A 20,305-nucleotide genomic window follows, 5' to 3' on the forward strand; every position below is an offset into this window, starting at 1 on the left:
TACCACCACCACTACCGGAAGTACCATCGGCAGTATTATTGCTAATTGTAGCGTTTGCAATAATAAGAGTACCACCATTAAGGTTGTAAATACCACCACCACCTTGGTCGGCATCGTTACCGCTTGCGGTGTTACCGCTAATAACGGTTCCGTCAATGTTCATTGTTCCTGTTCCGTTCCATAGTCCGCCACCTTCTGATCCTGCCATGTTTCCTGAAACTTCACCACCGCTAATAGTAATCATTCCCATACCTGTAACGTGTAGTCCGCCACCATTACCGGGTGAATTATTTGTAGTATTGTTGGTAATCATCACATTGGTTAATGTTACCGATCCCATCATACCCGAATTATCTTCAATACCACCACCTGCACGGTTTGATACATTACCTATTATTTCGGCTTCGGTCACTACCAGTGTAGCTCCGGCATCATTAAGGATACCACCACCACTACCGGAAGTACCATCGGCTGTGTTATTACTAATTACCGTTTCGGCATTTACATTAAGTGTACCGCTAAGGTTATAAATACCGCCACCACCTTGGTCGGCACCGTCTCCGCTGGCAGTATTACCGCTTATCACTGTTCCTTCTATGGTCATTGTGCCGCTACCGTTCCAAAGTCCGCCACCTTCGGCAGAAGCAGTATTGTTGTTTACCGTACCGCCTGTAATCATAGTGTCACCTGCACCTGTTATGTGTAGTCCGCCACCATTACCCGGGCTTGATGCAGTGGAGTTATTATTAAGGGTAACATCTGTTAGGGTTATCATTGTTCCTGCTCCCGAATTTCCTTCTATACCACCACCGGCACGTCCTGCCATGTTACCTGTAATAACACAGTCGTTAACCGTAAGGTTACTACCTGTGCCTACTAAAATAGCACCACCGCTACCGGCCATACCATCGGCTTCGTTTCCGGTTAGGGAAGAGGTGTTAATGGTTACATCGCTGTCGCCCATAACGTAAATGGCACCACCGCCCATGCCTGCTGTTGCTCCGCTGGCTGTATTATTGGTAAAAGCACTGTTGTTTATAAGTACATCGGTACCCGATACAAAAAGCGCCCCACCATTATCTGATGCGGCACCTCCCGTAAATGATATGTTATTGATGGTAACCTGCGTAGCGCCCGATATGTTGAATATTCTGTTGCTGTCGCCTCCGCTAATAATTGTAGCATCGTCTCCGTTACCGTTAATAATAAGTTCTTTATCAATGGTTATTTCGCTGTTAAGCGTTATTGTATTTCCATTGGTTGTAAGGGCAAATATAATAGTGCTGCCCGCAGAAGCATCTAGTACTGCCTGACGTAATGACCCCATGCCACTATCGTTTGAGTTTGTCACGGTAACCTGAGCATTGGCTGAAAAACCAAACAAGAGGCAAACCGTTAAAAACATCGTGAATGTAAAATTCTTCATCATGTTGTAAAAAGTTTCTGGTTCGTATTACTGTTAGTTACGATGTAAATTGTTTGTTGGTTTTTTAGTGTTGTAGTTAAATAATTCTTAAATATTTATTTTGTGAATCAATATGTTGATGAAAATTTCATCTCATACATTCAAAATGTATTATTACCTTTAATGAAAATTAAACAATACTGAAGATGAAAGTAAACTTAAGAACCGGAGTAGATAAATTACTGTTTGGAATGAAACAGCAGGATGTAAAGGCTATTTACGGCGAGCCTGACAGGGAGTATAAAGACGATGAAGAGAATATTATATACGTATATAATAAAGAGAAGTTCAGGCTTACGTTTTACAGTGACGAAGATTTGAGGCTTGGGTATATCATATCGGCAAATCCTGATTTAGAACTGTTTTCTAATAAAATAATAGGGCAGAAGTGGGGAGATGTTACTGCTGTGTTAAAAGAGAACAAGATAACCTCGTTTGAAAAAGAACCGTTTGATATAACCGATAATTATTTTAATGAAGATAACTGGGTTATTTTTCAGGTAGAGTTTGATGAGGTAGATACCCTTGAACTTGGCGCTGTTTTTAACAGTAAGGATGAGTTTGACTGGAAATTTTAATTTGCTGTACTACATAAAAAAAGGACATCTGAATAAGATGTCCTTTTTTTATGTTTATCCTGTTTAGGATTATTTTCTTTCCGGTTTTTTGTCAAGCATTTTAATTTCGAATGCAAGATCAGTATTTGGCGGAATTAAACGACCTGCACCTTTTTCACCATAAGCAAGGTGAGCAGGAATGTAAGCAATAAGTTTATCACCAACGTTTAACTGTTCTATAGCTTCGATAAAACCAGGAATCATACCTGTTTTCTTACCTGCTATAAAAGGAATTGGCATATAACCACCCTGTATGTCTCTTTGCTGGATGTATGTACCGAATTTTTTAGCTGTTTCAGGGTCGCTTGTATCAAATACAGTTCCGTTTTGGAAGAATCCGGCATACTGAATATATACTTCAGTTCCCGGTATTGGCTTGCCTGCAGAACCGCTTTCTAATATTTTGTACCTAAGTCCTGATGCTGTTTTAGTACCCGAAGTTTTTACTTCGTTAATAAGGGCAGCTTGATCTGCTTTAGCTTTTTCAAGAGCCTCAGCTTTTTCTTTCAGTTCCTTATTAGCCTTTTCGTAGTATTCTTTGAAAACTTTTTCAGCTTTAAATTTCTTAGCGCCTTTACCTACACGGATAATTTTAACGCTAATCATTGTATCATTGTTTTCAATTTGGTTTACCACGTCCTGTCCTTCTACCACGTGTCCAAAAACAGTATGGATGCCGTCAAGGTGAGGGGTAGCTTTGTGAGTAATGAAAAACTGACTTCCGTTTGTGTTTGGTCCGGCATTAGCCATAGATAGTATACCCGGTCCCGTGTGTTTTAAATCGGTAATCTCATCAGGGAATTTGTAACCCGGTCCGCCCGAACCGTTTCCGTTAGGATCTCCGGTTTGGATCATAAAGTTTTTTATAACACGGTGAAACTTTAAACCGTCATAAAAAGGTTTTCCTTTTCTGTCGCCTACAACCATATCGTTTTCGCCTTCGGCAAGCAATACAAAGTTAGCTACAGTTAAAGGTGTTTTTTCGTATTCCAGTTCTAACAGGATATTACCTTTGTTAGTTTCTATTTCGGCATATAGCCCGTCTTCAAGCTTAGTAACGTCATAACTTGGAGCGTCGGTGTTTTTGCATGAAAACATTAAAGCAACAATGCTTAAGAATAAACTTGTCATTGGTCTCATTTATTGATTTAGATTAATTTTTTGATGTCTCGTCGGCTTTTATATCGTTAAGGGTAACGGTACACATAAGCGGCTTGTTTGTGCCTATTTTATTTAGGTCACCACGGTAGCCGTAGCCAAGGTTTGAAGGGAACAGAAAGGTAACTTTTTCCCCTTTATTCATTAATTTGATACCATAGCGAAGCCCTGCCATTATATCCTCTTTGTCTACATAATAAACCTGAGGTTTCAGTTCTTCTTCGGTGTAAATAACGTTACCGTTTATATCCTTAATATCATAAGAGTAATAAGCAATGTCACCACGTTTTGGAGTAATGGTATCGGTAGTGTTTTCTATATCATAGCGGTACCAGTAGCCTTTATCGGCAGCGTGGTATTTGTGCTGAGGATTATTCTTTATAATAGAGTCTATAGCCATTTCCTCGTTGGCAATGAGCGCCTTATTGCGCTCTATGGACTGCTGCATAAAGGAACCCGAGCTGTGTGACACAGGTACTCTTGCCTGTTGTTGTGAACAACCGACTATAAGAAGTGTCATTAAGGCTACAGGCCATATAATTTTCTTCGTCATTATAATCTTGTCTATATTTTAATGTTTGCTAATGTAGCAATAAATTTTTGTAAAGTTGCTTCCAGACCTTCGTTTGATTTTCCTCCGGCAGCATTAATATGTCCGCCACCGTTAAAATACTCGCGTGCATACTGGTTAACATCAAATCCGTCTTTAGATCGGAAGGATATTTTTATAATGCCTTCTTCTTTGTTTTCGGTAAACATAGCTGTGAAATTAATGTCTTTCATGCTAAGCCCGTAGTTTACAATTCCTTCGGTATCACCTTTGGTATGGCCTAAGCTGTTAAGCTCATCCTGACTTAAATAAGTGTAAGATGTTTTATACTCCGGTAACACTTTCATGTTATGCAAAGCCCTTGCCAAAATTTGTAAACGATTATTTGAATGGTTATCATACAGTAAACTGTGAATTTCGCTATTGTCTACCCCTTTATCAATAAACTCTGCTACAATGCGGTGCGTAGTGCCTGTTGTTAGCGGGAATCTAAACGAGCCCGAATCGGTCACTATACCGGTATACAGGCAGGTAGCTATTGTTTTATCAATAAGCGAACCTTCGCCTAAAGCATTAATAAAGTGGTATACCATTTCGCAGGTAGAGCCATAATTAGGTTCGCTAAACATGTACTTGGCATAATCACCCGGTTTTTGGTGGTGATCTATCATGATAAACGTAGTAGTAAGCTCTTTTAATGCAGCTTCCATCATGTCTCCGGTGCGGCTCAGTACATTAAAGTCGAGTGTAAATATTATGTCACAGTTTTTAAGAATGGCTGTGCAGTCGGCATTATCTTTTTCAAATACCTTAACGGTCTCTGAAGCCGGAAGCCAGTTTAAAAAATCAGGGAATTCGTTTGGAGCTATAACCGTAACATCATGTCCTTTAAGTTTAAGGAAATAGTAAAGGCCTAAATTAGAGCCCATAGCATCTCCATCGGGGTTACGGTGTGGTATTATGGCTATTTTTTTTGGAGAAGCCAATAAACTCTTAATCTCTGCAATATCTTGGGATGTCATCATGATGCGAATTTACATTTTTTTTTTTATGGTTAGAAGGTTGTAAGCAGAGGACTTCAAAAAAAAACCTCACTCGGCTTAATGCCTTGTGAGGACTACTATTTAAAGGATAAAAGAGAGTTTTTAAAAAGATTTTTGTTTAATGTGTGCCGTTTAGCTGTATAACATTAAGGTTTCGTATGTCATCTTCTGCAAAACGTTTAAAATCCTGCAGGTATTTAAGGGATTGTCTTTTAAACGATCCCGGCATTATAAAAGCAATAATTTTCATAAAGCCTTTAAATTCAAAATAATTCTCGGTAATGTAACGGGTTTTGTTTCCCGGTATTGATATGAATCTGTTTTTTACAATATTGTACACGCCATTGGCCTCATAGGTTCCTGTAAATTCTTCAGGAAGTCTTTTTGCAGTAATGGTTTCCGTCATTTCAATGTTACGGTTTCCCATTCTAAATATCAGTCGCGATTTAGCGCCGGGTTGTCCCGGTATACCGCTAATACTTTCAAAGTTTACAAGCCCGTCCATCCAGTATTTTAAATTATCCGGATTATCAAATAGCTCGATAACTTTACCTAGGGGCAAATCAATTTCTGTTTCAACTGTGTACTTCATAATTCAAATTGCTAGAATTTCAACGAGTTAAGGCACCTGGAAACTTCAAAGTATAGTCCGTCAATGTTATATGAGTTTTCTTTTAGCGTTAAATAGTCATAGAGTCCTTCAACAAGCTCCTGTTTGCCGCCAAATTCAAATCCCAGTATGTTTAAAAGCTCATACTCGTTCATAACATTAATTACGTAAAAACTTGATTCTATAGATGTACCTTCTCCTGTGCTTAGTATCGCATCCAGAATCATGTTTGCCTGTATGGTCTCTTTTTCGGCTTCGTCAAACCTTTGGAGTTCCTTGTAGGCATATATTCTGTATTCTTTCATGCGTACACTAAAAGGATAAATCTTTAATATCTTTGCCGAAAGTACAAGTATATTTTCACAATCTTCAGGGGAAACTTCCCCTTTTTGCAAAATTTCGTTTAATTCCTGTTGTGCATCAGATCGCTCATAAGGAGCATATTCGTCCTGAAAAGAATACCCAAAATACAGGTGTCTCCTTTCCTGAATGGTCATGGTGCTGTCGGCCGCAATGTATTTGGCATACAGCTTATCAAAGTGCAGGGGAGAGTTTTTATCCTTTACATTTTTTTCAATGAGGTCAAAATCAGGTTTTTCAAGCTGAAAATCCTGCGCAAAAGAAAATTGTGCTATAAATACTATTAGCAGGGAATAGATTAATTTCATATGGGGTTGGTTTTGAATTGATTAAAGTTAATGAAAATTATCAAATTTTTAACATAAAATTGGAAAATTAATCTCCGCCGCATCCACCACATCCGCTACAGCCGCTGCAACCTGATCCGCATCCGCTGTCTCCGTGGGAACTGCATCCGCTGTCAAAGCTGTCGTTGTTACATGTACTACATCCGCTACTGCTGTTGCCGTTACCGTCGCCACCTTTTTTGATTGCGCGGAATAAAGCTATTAAAAAGAGAATAACAACTATTATCCCTAAGTTGTTACCTGAAGCCTGAATGCTAATAGCTACTACTATACCAAGAAGGCACAATTTTATAAGCTTTAATGTTAGAAGAGGAGGTTTTTTTATGAGCCAGTAATTATCCATACTAACTCTACGGAAATTAATTTTTGTAAAACGGGTTTTGTTGTCCTGCCATATATCCTGTGGCGGATTATTACCAAACATCTCCTTATATATAGTATGTAGTTCAGTATAGTTGTTATTGAACTTTTTCCTTTCACTTTTTCCTCCTTTGGTAGGGTTGTGGTGTATTTCTCTTTGCAGGGTATTTTTGCAAAAATCTATCCAGTATGATTTTGTGTAAGTTAAGTGCAGATGCCATACCTGGTCTACAGGATCTGAAGGGGTTACTGATGATTTTGATACACAGCACAGAAAGATAAACTTTCGGTATTCTTCAATAACGCTGTTGGTGTATTCTTTTGTCCAGCCGTTTTCTCTGGCAAGTCGTGCCGAAAACGTAAAGGAGGCATCAGGGTCGTCCAACCTGAAATTTGAGATTTTATCCCATAGCTCTTTTTGGGGTGCGGTCATTTAAAAAATAAATTTCGCTAAAAATATAAAAAGGATATCAAAATACAGAATTTGATTTTTTCTTTTGTTATGAAAATGTAATCTGCCGTTTTTCAGTTCTTTTTGAATGGTTGATTTTTAAATTAGTTATGTTTTAGATAAAATAATAATGTAGAATTACTTTTTATTTGATGATAACTAGTGCTTATTTTAGTTGTTAATAGTGCATATTTATTGATAAACCTGCTAAAAAATAATCAAATTAAAAAACATAAAAACTCATTTTTCAGTTTCAAAATATTGAATTACTTTTGCGCATGCAACACAATGTACTTATTCTAGATTTCGGATCGCAATACACACAGCTTATTGCGAGGAGAGTTCGCGAGTTAAATATCTTTTGCGAAATTTTCCCTTACAACAACCCACCGGGTGATTTATCGTCTTACAAAGCCGTAATACTTTCTGGTAGTCCATTCTCAGTAAGGGCAGAAGATGCACCGCATCCAGACCTTTCTGAAATTCGTGGTAAACTGCCATTATTAGCAGTTTGTTATGGTGCGCAGTATCTTGCTCATTTCCATGGAGGAGAGGTAGCGCCAAGTAACATCCGTGAATACGGTCGTGCAAACCTTTCTTATATTAAGGAAGACGAACCATTCCTTGAAGGTGTTAGTGCAGGTAGCCAGGTATGGATGAGCCATAGTGATACCATTAAGCAGTTACCAACAAACGGTGTGAGAATTGCAAGTACTAAAGATGTGGAAAATGCTGCCTATAAAATAGAGGGCGAAACTACTTATGCTATCCAGTATCACCCAGAGGTATATCACTCTACAGACGGTAAGCAAATGCTTGAGAATTTCCTTGTGAAAATCGCAGAGGTACCTCAAAACTTTACACCGGATACTTTTGTTGAGGATATTGTTGAAGAGCTAAAAACAAAAATCCAAAATGATAAAGTAGTACTGGGGCTTTCAGGAGGGGTAGACTCTACTGTGGCTGCGGTACTTTTAAATAAGGCTATTGGCCAAAACCTTTACTGTATATTCGTAAACAACGGATTACTGCGTAAAGATGAATTTGAGAGTGTACTTCACCAGTACAAGGATATGGGGCTTAATGTTAAAGGTGTTGATGCTTCTGAAAGATTCCTTAGCGAGCTTGCAGGAGTTGAAGATCCTGAAACTAAGCGTAAAACCATCGGTCGTGTGTTTATCGAAGTGTTTGATGACGAGGCACACTTACTTACCGATGTGAAATGGCTTGCACAGGGTACTATTTATCCTGATGTTATTGAGTCGGTTTCTGTAAAAGGACCTTCTGCAACAATCAAGTCACACCACAATGTAGGTGGATTACCTGATTTTATGAAACTTCAGGTTGTAGAACCGCTAAGAATGCTGTTTAAAGACGAAGTGAGAAGAGTAGGAGCTACTTTAGGTATCGATCCAGAGCTTTTAGGAAGACACCCGTTCCCGGGACCAGGTCTTTCAATCAGGATTCTTGGAGATATCACTCCCGAGAAAGTACGTATACTTCAGGAAGTAGACCATATCTTTATCCAGGGTCTTAAAGATCACGGACTTTACAATCAGGTATGGCAGGCAGGAGCAATACTATTGCCTGTAAACAGTGTAGGTGTAATGGGGGATGAAAGAACTTATGAAAAAGTTGTTGCCCTTAGAGCTGTAGAATCTACAGATGGTATGACTGCCGACTGGGTTCACTTACCATACGATTTCCTTATGAAGGTTTCTAACGAAATTATAAATAAAGTGAAAGGTGTAAACAGGGTTGTTTATGATATTAGCTCTAAGCCACCAGCCACTATTGAATGGGAATAATATTTCTTTAATTTATATTTTAAATAAGCCTTTGCAACCGCAAAGGCTTATTTTTTTATTTGTGGCAGGGTTTTGGTAAATTGTTAAATGGATTTAATAATTTGACCAAAAAAACGTTTAATTTTAGAGCGACTAAATTTGACTAAAAAACTACAAGCCATGAAAAAACTTTTATTATTGGTGTTGTTCACTACCTTTTCTTTTACAGCTGCTATGGCACAGAATAACTATGGTGACGACCAAAATTACGACAATGATGATGATACCTTAGAGATGACAGATGAAGATGATATGTATGAGGAGGAAGACCCAGATGCATTTTTTATTGATCATAAAATTTTACCGGGGGAAAGAATGATTATGATATCAAGAAAGTATATGGTAGACCCTAAAGAGATTTACAAATACAATGAATGGGCTATTAGCGGATATGATGCTAAAACAGGCGGAGGTGTATTGAAAATTCCGTTACATAAATCACAGAAAAAGGATCTTGATGCTTTTAAAGAAAAACTTGAAAAAGAACGTGGAGGACCAATACAGGTGCCTACGCCAAAAAGAAAAAAGAAACATCTTACTACCGATACCGAAGAATAAAAGAAGCAGTGATTGTGCGGTTATTTTAACTGAAATTTATAATAAAAATACTGTACAGCACTCGTTACATAAATTAAATTTGCACCAACTTAAACAATTAGTATAAACCAAAACTTGAATATGAAGCATTTTGTAATTTTATTTTTTTCACTCGTGTTGTTATCCGGTTCGGCTTTTGCGCAGGGCAAGTATAAAAAGCATCAGGTAGCTAAGGGAGAAACGGTGACCGAGATTGCAAAAAAATATAAAGTTACCCCATATGATATTTTCAGGCTAAACCCTGATTCTCAAAATGGTATTAGCGAAGGTGCGGTATTGCTTATACCTACTGCAGGTAAAGTGAAATCGGAAACTGCTGCTGTGCCTGTTACAGAAAAAGCTACCAGAATTTCTAACCCTATACATGAGGTAAAGGCTAAAGAAACTATGTATGGGCTTACAAAACAGTACAATGTTACCGAGCAGGAACTTATTGCTGCAAACCCCGAACTGGTTGATGGGTTAAAAATAGGGCAAAAAGTAATTATTCCGGTAAAAGGGAGTGGTGTTGAGGCACAGGCCGAAAGAGCAGAGAAAGTATTTGAGAAAAAAGATGCGCCAAGTTATATGTATCATACCGTTGAGGCTGGTGAAACAAAATACTCTATAGCTAAACAGTATGGCATGACCCAGCAACTTTTGGAAGAGCTTAACCCTGAGGTTAAAGATGTGCTTCCGTTAGGTTATAAGCTTAAGCTTGATAAGGCCTCGGTACTGACTAAAGAAATAGGTCCCGGCGCACAGTTAAAGCAAGATGAGCCTCAGTTTACCATGTATACTGTTCCTGCAAAGGAAACAATGTACAATCTTACCAAAACAACAGGATTAACTAAAGAAAAAATAGAAGAGCTAAACCCTGAACTGAAAGAAGGCGGGCTTAGAGAAGGTATGGTTTTAAAGTTTCCTGCACCTAAAACAGGAGGTTTTATTACCGGAAAAAAAGCGCCCGGAGTTGTAAGTCTTGTTGATTCGCTTGATGTGCAGGGAGAAAAGCAACTAGCACTATTGCTGCCTTTTAATCTTATAAAAGATCAAAGTAGTGAGGAGGAAACAGAGCGTGTAAGAACAGACAGATTCCTTAATATGACTCTTGATTTTTATGCCGGAGCTTTAATAGCTATCGATTCGGCTAAAACATTAGGACTACCTATTAAGGTTAAGATACTGGATTCACAGGAGTCTAAAACTTCATCTGCTGTAGACAGGCTTAAAGCAAACCTTGTAGGGGTGAATGCGATAATTGGTCCGTTTTTTCAAAGCAACGTAGAAAGAGCTGCACAAACATTAACAAATATTCCGGTGGTGTCGCCACTTTCTAAAGAGGTTGGTAAACCAATTGAGAACCTATATCAGTCGGTTCCTAGTCCTGATGTGGTAAGAGTAGCAATGCTTAATTTCATTAAAAGCAAAAACGCTAACCTTATAGCGGTTGTTGATGAGAAAAAACTGAGTTCAAAACAGTTTATTAAAAACAATTATGCAGGAGCAAAAATTACCGACCAGATGGTAACCGAAGAGTTGCTTAAGCCGTTACTTGATCCGGCAGGGGTTAACTATATATTGCTTGATACCGAAAGTGCCGGTAAAGTGTCTAACACGGTAAGGGTACTTATGAAGATAAAAGAGGAGTATAAAATACAACTGGCTGTTTTTGAAAGGACTGATGTGTTGGATAATGAGGAGGTTCCGTTGCATTTATTAACGCAGTTAAAAATGCAGTATGCTTCTATAACTAATGATACCGATACTCCTGAGAAACATTTGTTTATTAAGAAGTTTAAGGAGAAAAACGGAGTTTCTCCAAATCAGTTTGCTACCAGAGGTTTTGATGTAACTTTTGATGTTATTTTACGTTTGTTCCAGCCGGAAAGTTTTGGAGAAACAGTAGTGACAAAATCGTCTGAACAGGTAGAAAACAAATTTGCCTATAGATCTCTTAACGGAGGTAATTATAATAGCGGAGTGTATATTTTGTATTATGATGAGGATTTAAGTATTAAACACGCAGAGTAATTATGACATCTAAAGTAACTTATTTAGGAGATTTAAGAACATCATCTGTTCATTTACAATCGGGTAGTGAAATTATATCCGATGCTCCGCTTGATAATAATGGTAAAGGAGAGGCTTTTTCACCTACCGATACTGTTGCAAATGCTTTGGCAACCTGTATGTTTACTATTATGGGTATAAAGGCCAGGGATATGGGGGTTAGTATGCAGGGGTCTGTTGCGGAAGTGGCTAAAACCATGGCTGCCGACCCGCGAAGAATCTCAAAGATTAAAGTTGTTTTTAATCTTAAAAGCGATGCCGATGATAAGGCAAGGGTAATACTGGAAAGGGCAGCAATGCATTGCCCGGTTCATTACAGCCTGCATCCCGATATTGAAAGAGATATAACGTTTAACTGGTAATTCGGTTTTAAATATAAAAATACCCTTCATTGGGTATTTTTTTTGTTTTATAGCCAGGGTACATTTGATACAGGAAGTTTTTTTAGATTCCTTTGGTTTATGCAAAGTGTTTCATTCGCGTGACACTTGGTTATAAAAAGCACTCTGGATAAAGAGTGCTTTTTTGTTTTAGGGATGGCTTTTGGTTACTACCTTTGCTGTTTACAGTATTATTTATGGATGAACAAAGGGAGTTGCTAATAAAATTAGCACATGCCAAAATGCCTTTTGGTAAATATGAAGGGCGTTACCTTATTGATTTGCCCGAACATTATGTGGTTTGGTATCATAATAAAGGGTTTCCTGCCGGGCATTTAGGTAAGCAGCTGCAACTGGTTTATGAGTTAAAACTTAACGGACTTGAGGGGATGATAAGAAACATCAGGAATCAATATCCAAAGCCCTGAAAAATTGAAAATTTGTTAAATAAACACCCTGAATTACTGAAAAATAAAGCTGTTTTTCAGACTTTGGGTATTGGTATTTTCAAATTTTCAAATAACCTCATTTACAGATTACATTTTATCGGATAAAATTGCTTATTTTTGCCACGTTTTTTACAACAACAACAGCACAACAACAGTACAATGAATCAAACGAAGTATATTTTTGTTACAGGAGGTGTAAGTTCTTCTTTAGGTAAAGGAATCATAGCGGCTTCTTTAGCAAAATTATTGCAGGCAAGAGGCTACAGGACAGCTATCCAGAAATTTGACCCATACATTAACGTAGATCCGGGAACGCTTAATCCATATGAGCACGGTGAATGTTATGTAACAGATGACGGAGCTGAAACCGATCTTGACCTTGGGCACTATGAACGATTTTTAAATGTTCCTACTTCTCAGGCTAACAATGTTACTACCGGTAGAGTATATCTTTCGGTTATTGAAAAAGAGAGAAGAGGGGAGTTTTTAGGTAAAACTGTACAGGTTGTACCTCATATCACTAACGAAATCAAGGAGCGCATGCAGCAACTTGGTAAAACAGGTGATTATGATATTGTTATTACCGAGATAGGTGGTACTGTAGGTGATATTGAATCACTACCGTACATTGAATCTGTTAGACAGTTGGTTTGGGAACTGGGTGAAAACAACGGTATTGTTATCCACTTAACGCTTGTACCATACCTTGCTGCTGCCGGAGAGCTTAAAACCAAGCCTACACAGCACTCTGTTAAAACGTTAATGGAGAGCGGTATTAAGGCCGATATACTTGTTTGCCGTACAGAGCATGAGCTTTCGTCTGACTTAAGACAGAAGCTGGCACTTTTCTGTAATGTGAAAAAAGAAGCTGTTATACAGTCTATAGATGCTTCTACTATATATGACGTTCCTAACCTTATGCTGGAGGAAGGATTGGATAGGGTAGCCCTTAAAAAGCTTGACCTTGCTGAGAAAAACAATCCCGACTTAAAACAATGGAACGAATTCCTTTTCAAACTTAAAAATCCTAAGCATACCGTTAACATTGGTCTTGTAGGTAAGTATGTAGAACTTCAGGATTCATACAAATCAATCCTTGAGGCGTTTATACATGCCGGTGCTGTTAATGAGACTAAGGTAAACGTTATCAGTATCCACTCTGAATATCTTGATGAGCAAACTGCAGCCAAAAAACTTTCTGGTTTAGACGGTATTCTTGTTGCTCCGGGATTTGGAGGAAGAGGTATTGAAGGTAAAATAGAAACTGTTCGTTTTGCCAGAGAGAACAAAATACCTTTCTTTGGTATTTGTTTAGGTATGCAAATGGCGGTTATAGAATTTGCACGTAATGTACTGGGCTGGAAAGATGCTAACTCTACAGAGATGAATGAGAGTACTCCTTATCCTGTAATCAACATTATGGAAGAGCAAAAAAATATTACCGATATGGGGGGTACTATGCGTCTTGGTGCATGGAAATGTCACTTAACAGAGGATACTCTTGCTTATAGCATATATAACAAAGCAGATATTTTAGAGCGTCACCGTCACCGTTATGAGTTTAACGGTAAATACCTGAATGAAATGCAGGAGGCAGGACTGGTAACATCGGGTGTTAATCCAGATACCGGACTTGTAGAGGTGATTGAGCTTAAAGATCATCCTTTCTTTATTGGGGTACAATATCACCCTGAGTATAAGAGTACGGTAGCTAACCCGCATCCGCTTTTTGTAAGTTTTGTAAAAGCTGCGGTTAAGAAAAAAAGCGAATAATTTAGATAATTATATTCCTTGTAAAAGGATACACTTTGCGGTGTAACAAACTAATTAGATGGAAGAAAAAAAATTAGATTACAAATCGGCCATAGGTTTTGCCCTAATTGCTGTGCTTTTAGGCTGGATGTTATTCAACCAGGTACCTACACAGGAAGAACTTGATAAAGAGAAAGCCGAAAAGGAAAAAGTAGAGCAGGAAAAGCAGGCTAAACTCGCAGATGAAAAAACAGCTGTAATTACAGAACAGGATTCTATAGTTACAGACTCTGTAAAACAGGCTGGCCTTAGGGATGCTCTTGGAGCATTTGCTTACAGTGCATCATTACCTTCTGCTAAAGATGCTGTAACCGAGCTTAAAAATGATAAGCTTTTACTTGAGGTTTCTAACAAAGGTGGTTACATTTCTGTAGCTACTCCGCTTGGATTTGAGCAATTCAGTAAAGATTCCGGTGAGATGGTAAAAATCATCAAGGATAACAATGCCGATTTTAACCTACAGTTTAAAACCAAAGATAACCGTATCCTTAATACAAGGGATATGTATTTTGAGCCTGAGCTTACTAAAAATGGCGAGAATCAGGTTTTAACTATGCGTTTAAAGGCAGGTGCTAATGCTTTCCTTGAATATCGTTATGAAATGACACCGGGGCAGTATATGGTAGATTTTTCTATCCGTACACAAGGATTATCTCAGGTGCTTGATACTTCTAACCCTATTGACTTAGAGTGGAAGCTTAAAACTTACAGAAACGAAAAAAGTATCTCTTACGAGAATAGATATACTCAGGTTATTTATGAGTATGAAGACGGTAAAGATGACGATCTAAGTGTAGGTAGCAACGATAGCGAAAAAGCAGATGATGTTACTTATGTAGCGTTTAAACAACACCTGTTTACCTCTATCCTTTTAACAGATAAAGCATTTAAAACTGCCGATCTTGCATCTGAAAACCTGGTTAAAGATGAAGAGGTAGATACACTTTACACAAAGCAGTTTACTGCAAAAATGCCTCTTGAGTTTGATGGTGGTGAGCTTAGCTATAACATGGACTGGTACTACGGTCCTGCAGATTATAAGATATTAAACAGTTATGACAGAAACCTTGACGAGGTAATTCCTTTAGGATGGGGTATATTCGGTTGGATTAACCGTTATATTTTTATCAAGGTATTTGCTTTCCTTTCTTTATTCCTTCCATACGGTATAGGTATTATTATATTCACTATCCTTGTAAGGTTGGTAATGTCTCCGGTAACGTACAAGTCTTACCTGTCTCAGGCTAAGATGAAAGTTATTCGTCCTGAAATACAGGAGATAAACGAGAAGTACAAGAAAGACCCAATGAAAAAGCAACAGGAAACCATGAAGCTTTATAATAAAGCGGGTGTGAACCCAATGGCAGGCTGTTTACCGGCATTAATGCAAATACCTGTATTCTATGCCTTATTCCAGTTCTTCCCGTCTTACTTTGATTTAAGACAAAAAAGTTTCCTTTGGGCAGATGACCTTTCGTCTTATGACTCTGTTTATCACTTACCGTTCCGTATTCCTTTATACGGTGACCACGTGAGCTTATTCCCTATACTTGCCTCTATTGCTATTTTCTTCTATATGAAAATGACTACCGGAGATCAAAGTATGTCGGCACCCCCACAGGAAGGTATGCCTGATATGAGCAAAATGATGAAGGTAATGATTTACATCTCTCCTGTAATGATGCTTATATTCTTTAACAACTATGCATCAGGACTGAGTTTGTATTACTTCATATCAAACACCATTACCATAGGTATTATGTTTGTAATTAAGAACTACATTGTGAACGATGAGAAAATCCATGCAAAAATTCAGGAAAACAAAACCAAGCCTAAAAAGCAGGGACGTTTCCAAAAGAAAATGCAGGAAATGATGGAACAGGCACAGGAGCAGCAAAAAAAGCAGCAACAAAATAAAAGATAAACTGTAAAGCACTCTTCGGAGTGCTTTTTTTAATAAATTGGCTCACAGTTTGCAATACTAAAAACAGTACAATTTAAGTTTAGATATAAAACGTAAATATTATTATGAGATACTTCGCAGTACTTATTACTCTTTTTATAACCTTGGGGCTTACCGCTCAAAACAAGGATAATATCAATAAGTTTGACAGTAACGGTAAACGCCACGGTGTTTGGAAAGGCACTTATGATGCTACCGGAAGACCGCGCTATGAAGGTACTTTTAATCATGGTAAGGAAACCGGAGTGTTTAAGTTTTTTGACGATACCCAAAAAGGTTCGGTTATAGCAACAAGAGATTTTACCGAGGGTAACGGTGTTAGCTTTACTACGTTTGTTGATCAAAAAGGAAATAAAGTAAGCGAAGGTAAAGAAGTAAACAGGCAGCGTGAAGGCGAATGGAAAACATATCATCCTGACGGAAAAACTGTAATGCTGTTGGAACATTATTCTAAAGGTAAGTTAAACGGTATGGTGAAAGTATTTTTTGCCAAAGGTGAGCTTGCTGAAGAAAAAGAATACAAGGATGGGGTACTTAACGGTATCTATAAAAAATATAATGAAAAAGGTACTGTACTGGAGGACTCCCACTACAAAAACGGGAAGCTTAACGGGCAGGCAGTATTTTACGATAAGTTTGGAAATGTATCGTCTAAAGGCGAATTTGTAAAAGGGTACAAGTATGGTTACTGGGAGTATTATGAAAATAAGAAACTGTTAAAAAAGGAGTTCATGTTAATGCCTAAAGAGGTAACAAGGGACTAATAAATATTTTGTAGTACTTTTGCAGAAATTTTTTCAGGAAAGGAATTAAAAATGAAACGAGTAGTAGTTGGACTTTCGGGCGGAGTGGATTCGAGTGTTGCGGCATACCTGTTGCAGGAGCAGGGGTATGAGGTAATAGGGCTGTTTATGAAAAACTGGCATGATGATTCGGTTACCATCTCTAACGAATGTCCGTGGCTGGAAGATAGCAATGATGCTTTGCTTGTAGCCGAAAAGCTAGGTATACCTTTTCAAACGGTAGACCTTAGCGAACAATATAAAGAACGTATAGTAGACTATATGTTCAATGAATATGAGCAGGGAAGAACTCCAAACCCTGACGTGTTATGTAACCGTGAGATTAAGTTTGACGTGTTCATGAAAATTGCCCTAAGTCTGGGAGCAGACTATGTGGCAACAGGACACTATTGCCGTAAAGGTACCATTGAGAAAGACGGTAACGAAGTATATCAGCTTTTAGCAGGTGTAGACGGTAATAAGGACCAGTCTTACTTTTTATGTCAGCTTTCGCAGGAACAATTGGGTAAAGCTTTATTCCCTATAGGTGAATTAACCAAGCCTCAGGTGCGTGAAATCGCAGCTAAGATGGATTTGGTCACTGCAGAGAAAAAAGACTCTCAGGGGCTTTGTTTTATAGGTAAGGTTCGCCTGCCGGAGTTTCTTCAGCAGCAGCTTCAGCCTAAAGAAGGACTTATTTATGAGATTGATGCCGCTCAGGATACTTATAACCTAGATAAACCGGTATTTGACAGTGTAAAAGAGCAACTGGCTTTTGAGGCTAAAAACATTGACTACAAGCCAGAAATGGGTAAAGTGGTAGGAAAGCATCAGGGAGCGCATTACTACACCATAGGGCAGCGTAAAGGGCTTAATGTGGGTGGTACAAAAGAGCCTTTGTTTATCATAGCTACTGATGTAGCGAGTAATGCTATTTACACCGGGCAGGGGCATACCCATCCGGGACTGTTCAGGAAAGCATTATTCATACAGGGTAACGAGGTACATTGGGTACGTGAAGACCTTACTTTAAAAGATGGTGAAACCATGGAAGTAATGGTTAGAATACGTTACCGCCAGCCGTTACAAAAAGCAACCCTGCATATGTTTGATAACGGAATGTACATTGCTTTTGAAGAACCACAGTCGGCGATTACCGAAGGGCAGTTTGCAGCTTGGTATATTGACGACGAACTTATTGGTTCGGGCGTTATTTCGTAATAAAGAATATCATATTTATATATAAACCCAATGCTGATAAGTGTTGGGTTTTTTGTTTGGGTAAAATGTATATTTGTTAATATGAAAAGAATACTATTATTTTTAAGTATAGTGTCATTTTTTGCTTCCTGTAAAAAATCGGAGCAGATACCTGCTGTCACCACAGTTCAGGAATCAGTGACAGATTCTTTACCAAATGTCGTTCAGGATAATCAAAAAGATACATTAGTTAATCAAAATCATTCAGGAGTTTTAGTTCTTAACGAGGTCGCGACTTTTGTTGGTAAGATGGAACAGCAGGGATGGATATCTGATACTGTAAGGCTAAAAAAGCTACATCAGTATAAATATCTTAATACCGACTCAATTCATTATATTAATAATTATCCATTTTATAAGATAGTTTTAGATGACGCCAGAATTAATGATGGTATAAACGATGAGGGGTATGCCTTTATGCGAAAAGCTAAAAGTATTGTTGATTATTTTTATTATAACAAAGTCAAAGGCAATTTTATCGCTGATGGTATAATTGAACAATGGGAGTTTAAAGATAATGAAGAGGCAAAGCAGGCTTTAGATATTATTAGGGATAATGGTAATAATATTTATTTCAACACTAACCATTTTGCATGTCGTATTAAAAACTATGTGATTATTTTTCATACCCGTGCTATGTCTTTTAGTTATGATCAAAAAAATATTTTCAGACAATTTACTGAGGATAATAAAATTAAAGAAGCAGACTTATATAATGGTCCATATAGGATGTAACTATGATTTAGTAAATTTGGCTCGAAGGCTATCATTAAAGAAATAATTGAACACGAACCTGAATTTTAATGCTTTATAATTTACATACTCATAACTACACGGCTAATAGCGACATATTTGAAGTGGTAAACCGCTACCCTTATGAGGAAATAGATGTACCTTATTTATCTACCGGTATACATCCCTGGTATATAGATATTGATAAACTGGAGGAGCATTTAGCTATAATTGACCAAAGGTTGGGAATGAATAATTGCCTTGCCCTTGGTGAGTGCGGACTGGATAAACGTATTGAAATACCCTTAAATGTACAACAGGAAGTGTTTGAAAAACAGCTTCTGTTAGCAAAAAAACATCAAAAACCCGTAATTTTGCACTGCGTTGCCACTTATCAGGAAGCAATAGCTATTAAAAAGCAGTTAAAAATGGAGGAGCCCATGATAATACACGGGTTTTCTAAAAATGCTCAGGTAGCAAAGCAATTGCTGGATAACGGTTTTTATATTTCGTTTGGTAAGTATCTGTTGCGTAACCCCGAGCTTTCGGCTGTATTTGCTACAGTGCCTAATGACAGGTTTTTTATGGAGACCGATACTATTGAAGAAGGATTGGAACTGGTATATGAAAAGGCTGCAACGGCAAAAAATATAGAAATAGAAGAATTAAAGAATATAGTAAGCAATAATTTTAAAACCGTTTTTAAGAATGGCTGAATGGACCGAGAGAGCAGAGCTCTTATTTAAAAAAGAAGGGCTTGATAGATTAAAAAACGCAAAGGTAATGGTTGTGGGACTTGGTGGAGTAGGATCGTTTGCAGCCGAGTTTCTTGCCAGGGCAGGAGTAGGTAACATGACAATTGTTGATGGTGATACTGTAGATATTACAAATATTAACCGTCAGCTGCCGGCATTGCACTCTACCGTAGGAAAGCCAAAAGTACAAATAGTAGGTGACAGGCTTATGGATATTAACCCCGAGCTTAACCTTACAAGGATAGAGGAATTCCTTTCTCCCGAAAGAGCTTTTGAGCTTGTAACGCCAGAGTTTGATTATGTATTGGATTGTATAGACAGTGTTACACCAAAGCTTAACCTTATTATTGCAGCAAAAAGGAAGAAGGTAAAAATTATTAGCAATATGGGAGCAGGAGGGAAATATCTTGCTTCTAAAGTAAAAGTGGCCGACATCAGTAAAACCGAATATTGTCCGCTTGCTAAAAATATAAGAAAGCGTTTAAAGAAAGAAGGTATCACAAAAGGCGTAAAGGCGGTTTTCTCTACCGAAGAACCGGATCAGACAAGCCTTAAAATGACCGACGGTAAAAACTTTAAGAAATCATTCTTTGGGACTAATAGCTGGATGCCCGCCCTGTTTGGGCTTCATGCAGCCGAGACCGTTGTAAAGTATATACTAAAACATTAAAAAATCCCCGTAAGGGGATTTTTTGTTTGTAATGTTAGTTAAGAT

At 38.0% G+C, this 20,305-nt stretch carries 20 protein-coding genes; 13 read left to right on the forward strand and 7 right to left on the reverse strand.

All coding sequences use genetic code 11. The features are described from left to right. On the reverse strand, positions 1–1,429 hold a 1,429-nt coding region (locus Q763_RS04955), incomplete at its 3' end, for a beta strand repeat-containing protein (protein ID WP_394331008.1). 182 nt (positions 1,430–1,611) lie between these two features. On the opposite strand from Q763_RS04955, the gene Q763_RS04960 reads away from it, so the two are divergent. Continuing rightward, complete coding sequence (locus Q763_RS04960; protein ID WP_035131847.1) at positions 1,612–2,043, forward strand: hypothetical protein; 432 nt, start codon at positions 1,612–1,614, stop codon at positions 2,041–2,043. 69 nt (positions 2,044–2,112) lie between these two features. On the opposite strand, the gene Q763_RS04965 is transcribed toward Q763_RS04960, so the two are convergent. The 6 genes from Q763_RS04965 to Q763_RS17905 all read right to left on the reverse strand — a co-directional run bounded on the left by Q763_RS04965 (position 2,113) and on the right by Q763_RS17905 (position 6,943). Continuing rightward, positions 2,113–3,222: a peptidylprolyl isomerase gene (locus Q763_RS04965; protein WP_035131848.1), complete on the reverse strand. Its 1,110-nt coding sequence runs from the start codon at positions 3,220–3,222 to the stop codon at positions 2,113–2,115. 13 nt (positions 3,223–3,235) lie between these two features. After that, the gene (gene gldI, locus Q763_RS04970) at positions 3,236–3,793 is read right to left on the reverse strand and encodes a gliding motility-associated peptidyl-prolyl isomerase GldI (protein ID WP_035131849.1); all 558 of its coding nucleotides are present in this window, start codon (positions 3,791–3,793) and stop codon (positions 3,236–3,238) included. Positions 3,794–3,804: 11 nt separating this feature from the next. Continuing rightward, entirely contained in the window at positions 3,805–4,815 is a 1,011-nt protein-coding gene (locus Q763_RS04975) for a DHH family phosphoesterase (protein WP_035131850.1), read from the reverse strand. A gap of 136 nt (positions 4,816–4,951) precedes the next feature. After that, positions 4,952–5,425, reverse strand: coding sequence for an SRPBCC family protein (locus Q763_RS04980; RefSeq protein WP_035131851.1), 474 nt, complete (start codon positions 5,423–5,425; stop codon positions 4,952–4,954). 11 nt (positions 5,426–5,436) lie between these two features. Continuing rightward, a complete protein-coding gene (locus Q763_RS04985) occupies positions 5,437–6,111 on the reverse strand; it encodes a DUF4919 domain-containing protein (protein WP_035131853.1) in 675 nt (224 codons plus the stop codon). A 67-nt stretch (positions 6,112–6,178) separates the two neighbouring features. Beyond that, complete coding sequence (locus Q763_RS17905; protein WP_035131855.1) at positions 6,179–6,943, reverse strand: glycine-rich domain-containing protein; 765 nt, start codon at positions 6,941–6,943, stop codon at positions 6,179–6,181. Between the two features lie 296 nt (positions 6,944–7,239). Between Q763_RS17905 and guaA the strand changes: the two genes are divergently transcribed. The 12 genes from guaA (at position 7,240) to Q763_RS05050 (ending at position 20,260) form a co-directional block, all read left to right on the forward strand. Then, positions 7,240–8,769, forward strand: coding sequence for a glutamine-hydrolyzing GMP synthase (gene guaA, locus Q763_RS04995; protein WP_035131857.1), 1,530 nt, complete (start codon positions 7,240–7,242; stop codon positions 8,767–8,769). A 159-nt stretch (positions 8,770–8,928) separates the two neighbouring features. After that, positions 8,929–9,366 (forward strand): hypothetical protein, encoded by a 438-nt coding sequence (locus tag Q763_RS05000; protein ID WP_035131858.1) that lies wholly within the window; start codon positions 8,929–8,931, stop codon positions 9,364–9,366. Positions 9,367–9,486: 120 nt separating this feature from the next. After that, entirely contained in the window at positions 9,487–11,418 is a 1,932-nt protein-coding gene (locus tag Q763_RS05005; protein ID WP_035131860.1) for a PBP1 and LysM peptidoglycan-binding domain-containing protein, read from the forward strand. Between the two features lie 2 nt (positions 11,419–11,420). Beyond that, a complete protein-coding gene (locus Q763_RS05010) occupies positions 11,421–11,819 on the forward strand; it encodes an OsmC family protein (protein ID WP_035131861.1) in 399 nt (132 codons plus the stop codon). Between the two features lie 215 nt (positions 11,820–12,034). After that, the gene (locus Q763_RS05015) at positions 12,035–12,265 is read left to right on the forward strand and encodes a DUF3820 family protein (RefSeq protein ID WP_035131862.1); all 231 of its coding nucleotides are present in this window, start codon (positions 12,035–12,037) and stop codon (positions 12,263–12,265) included. Positions 12,266–12,445: 180 nt separating this feature from the next. After that, the gene (locus Q763_RS05020; RefSeq protein ID WP_035131863.1) at positions 12,446–14,059 is read left to right on the forward strand and encodes a CTP synthase; all 1,614 of its coding nucleotides are present in this window, start codon (positions 12,446–12,448) and stop codon (positions 14,057–14,059) included. A 58-nt stretch (positions 14,060–14,117) separates the two neighbouring features. Beyond that, complete coding sequence (gene yidC / locus Q763_RS05025) at positions 14,118–16,022, forward strand: membrane protein insertase YidC (protein ID WP_035131864.1); 1,905 nt, start codon at positions 14,118–14,120, stop codon at positions 16,020–16,022. Positions 16,023–16,126: 104 nt separating this feature from the next. Beyond that, positions 16,127–16,825, forward strand: coding sequence for a toxin-antitoxin system YwqK family antitoxin (locus tag Q763_RS05030; protein ID WP_035131866.1), 699 nt, complete (start codon positions 16,127–16,129; stop codon positions 16,823–16,825). A gap of 51 nt (positions 16,826–16,876) precedes the next feature. Beyond that, positions 16,877–18,064 carry a tRNA 2-thiouridine(34) synthase MnmA gene (mnmA, locus tag Q763_RS05035; RefSeq protein ID WP_035131869.1) on the forward strand — a complete coding sequence of 396 codons (1,188 nt, stop codon included), beginning with the start codon at positions 16,877–16,879 and terminating at the stop codon, positions 18,062–18,064. 81 nt (positions 18,065–18,145) lie between these two features. Next, a complete protein-coding gene (locus Q763_RS05040; RefSeq protein WP_035131870.1) occupies positions 18,146–18,838 on the forward strand; it encodes a hypothetical protein in 693 nt (230 codons plus the stop codon). Positions 18,839–18,906: 68 nt separating this feature from the next. After that, complete coding sequence (locus Q763_RS05045; protein ID WP_035131871.1) at positions 18,907–19,551, forward strand: TatD family hydrolase; 645 nt, start codon at positions 18,907–18,909, stop codon at positions 19,549–19,551. Beyond that, positions 19,544–20,260 (forward strand): tRNA threonylcarbamoyladenosine dehydratase, encoded by a 717-nt coding sequence (locus tag Q763_RS05050; RefSeq protein ID WP_035131872.1) that lies wholly within the window; start codon positions 19,544–19,546, stop codon positions 20,258–20,260. The genes Q763_RS05045 and Q763_RS05050 overlap by 8 nt, the downstream gene beginning before the upstream one ends. Positions 20,261–20,305: the final 45 nt, after the last annotated feature.

The sequence above is a fragment of the Flavobacterium beibuense F44-8 genome (assembly GCF_000769915.1).
GTDB classification, from domain to species: Bacteria; Bacteroidota; Bacteroidia; order Flavobacteriales; family Flavobacteriaceae; genus Flavobacterium; species Flavobacterium beibuense.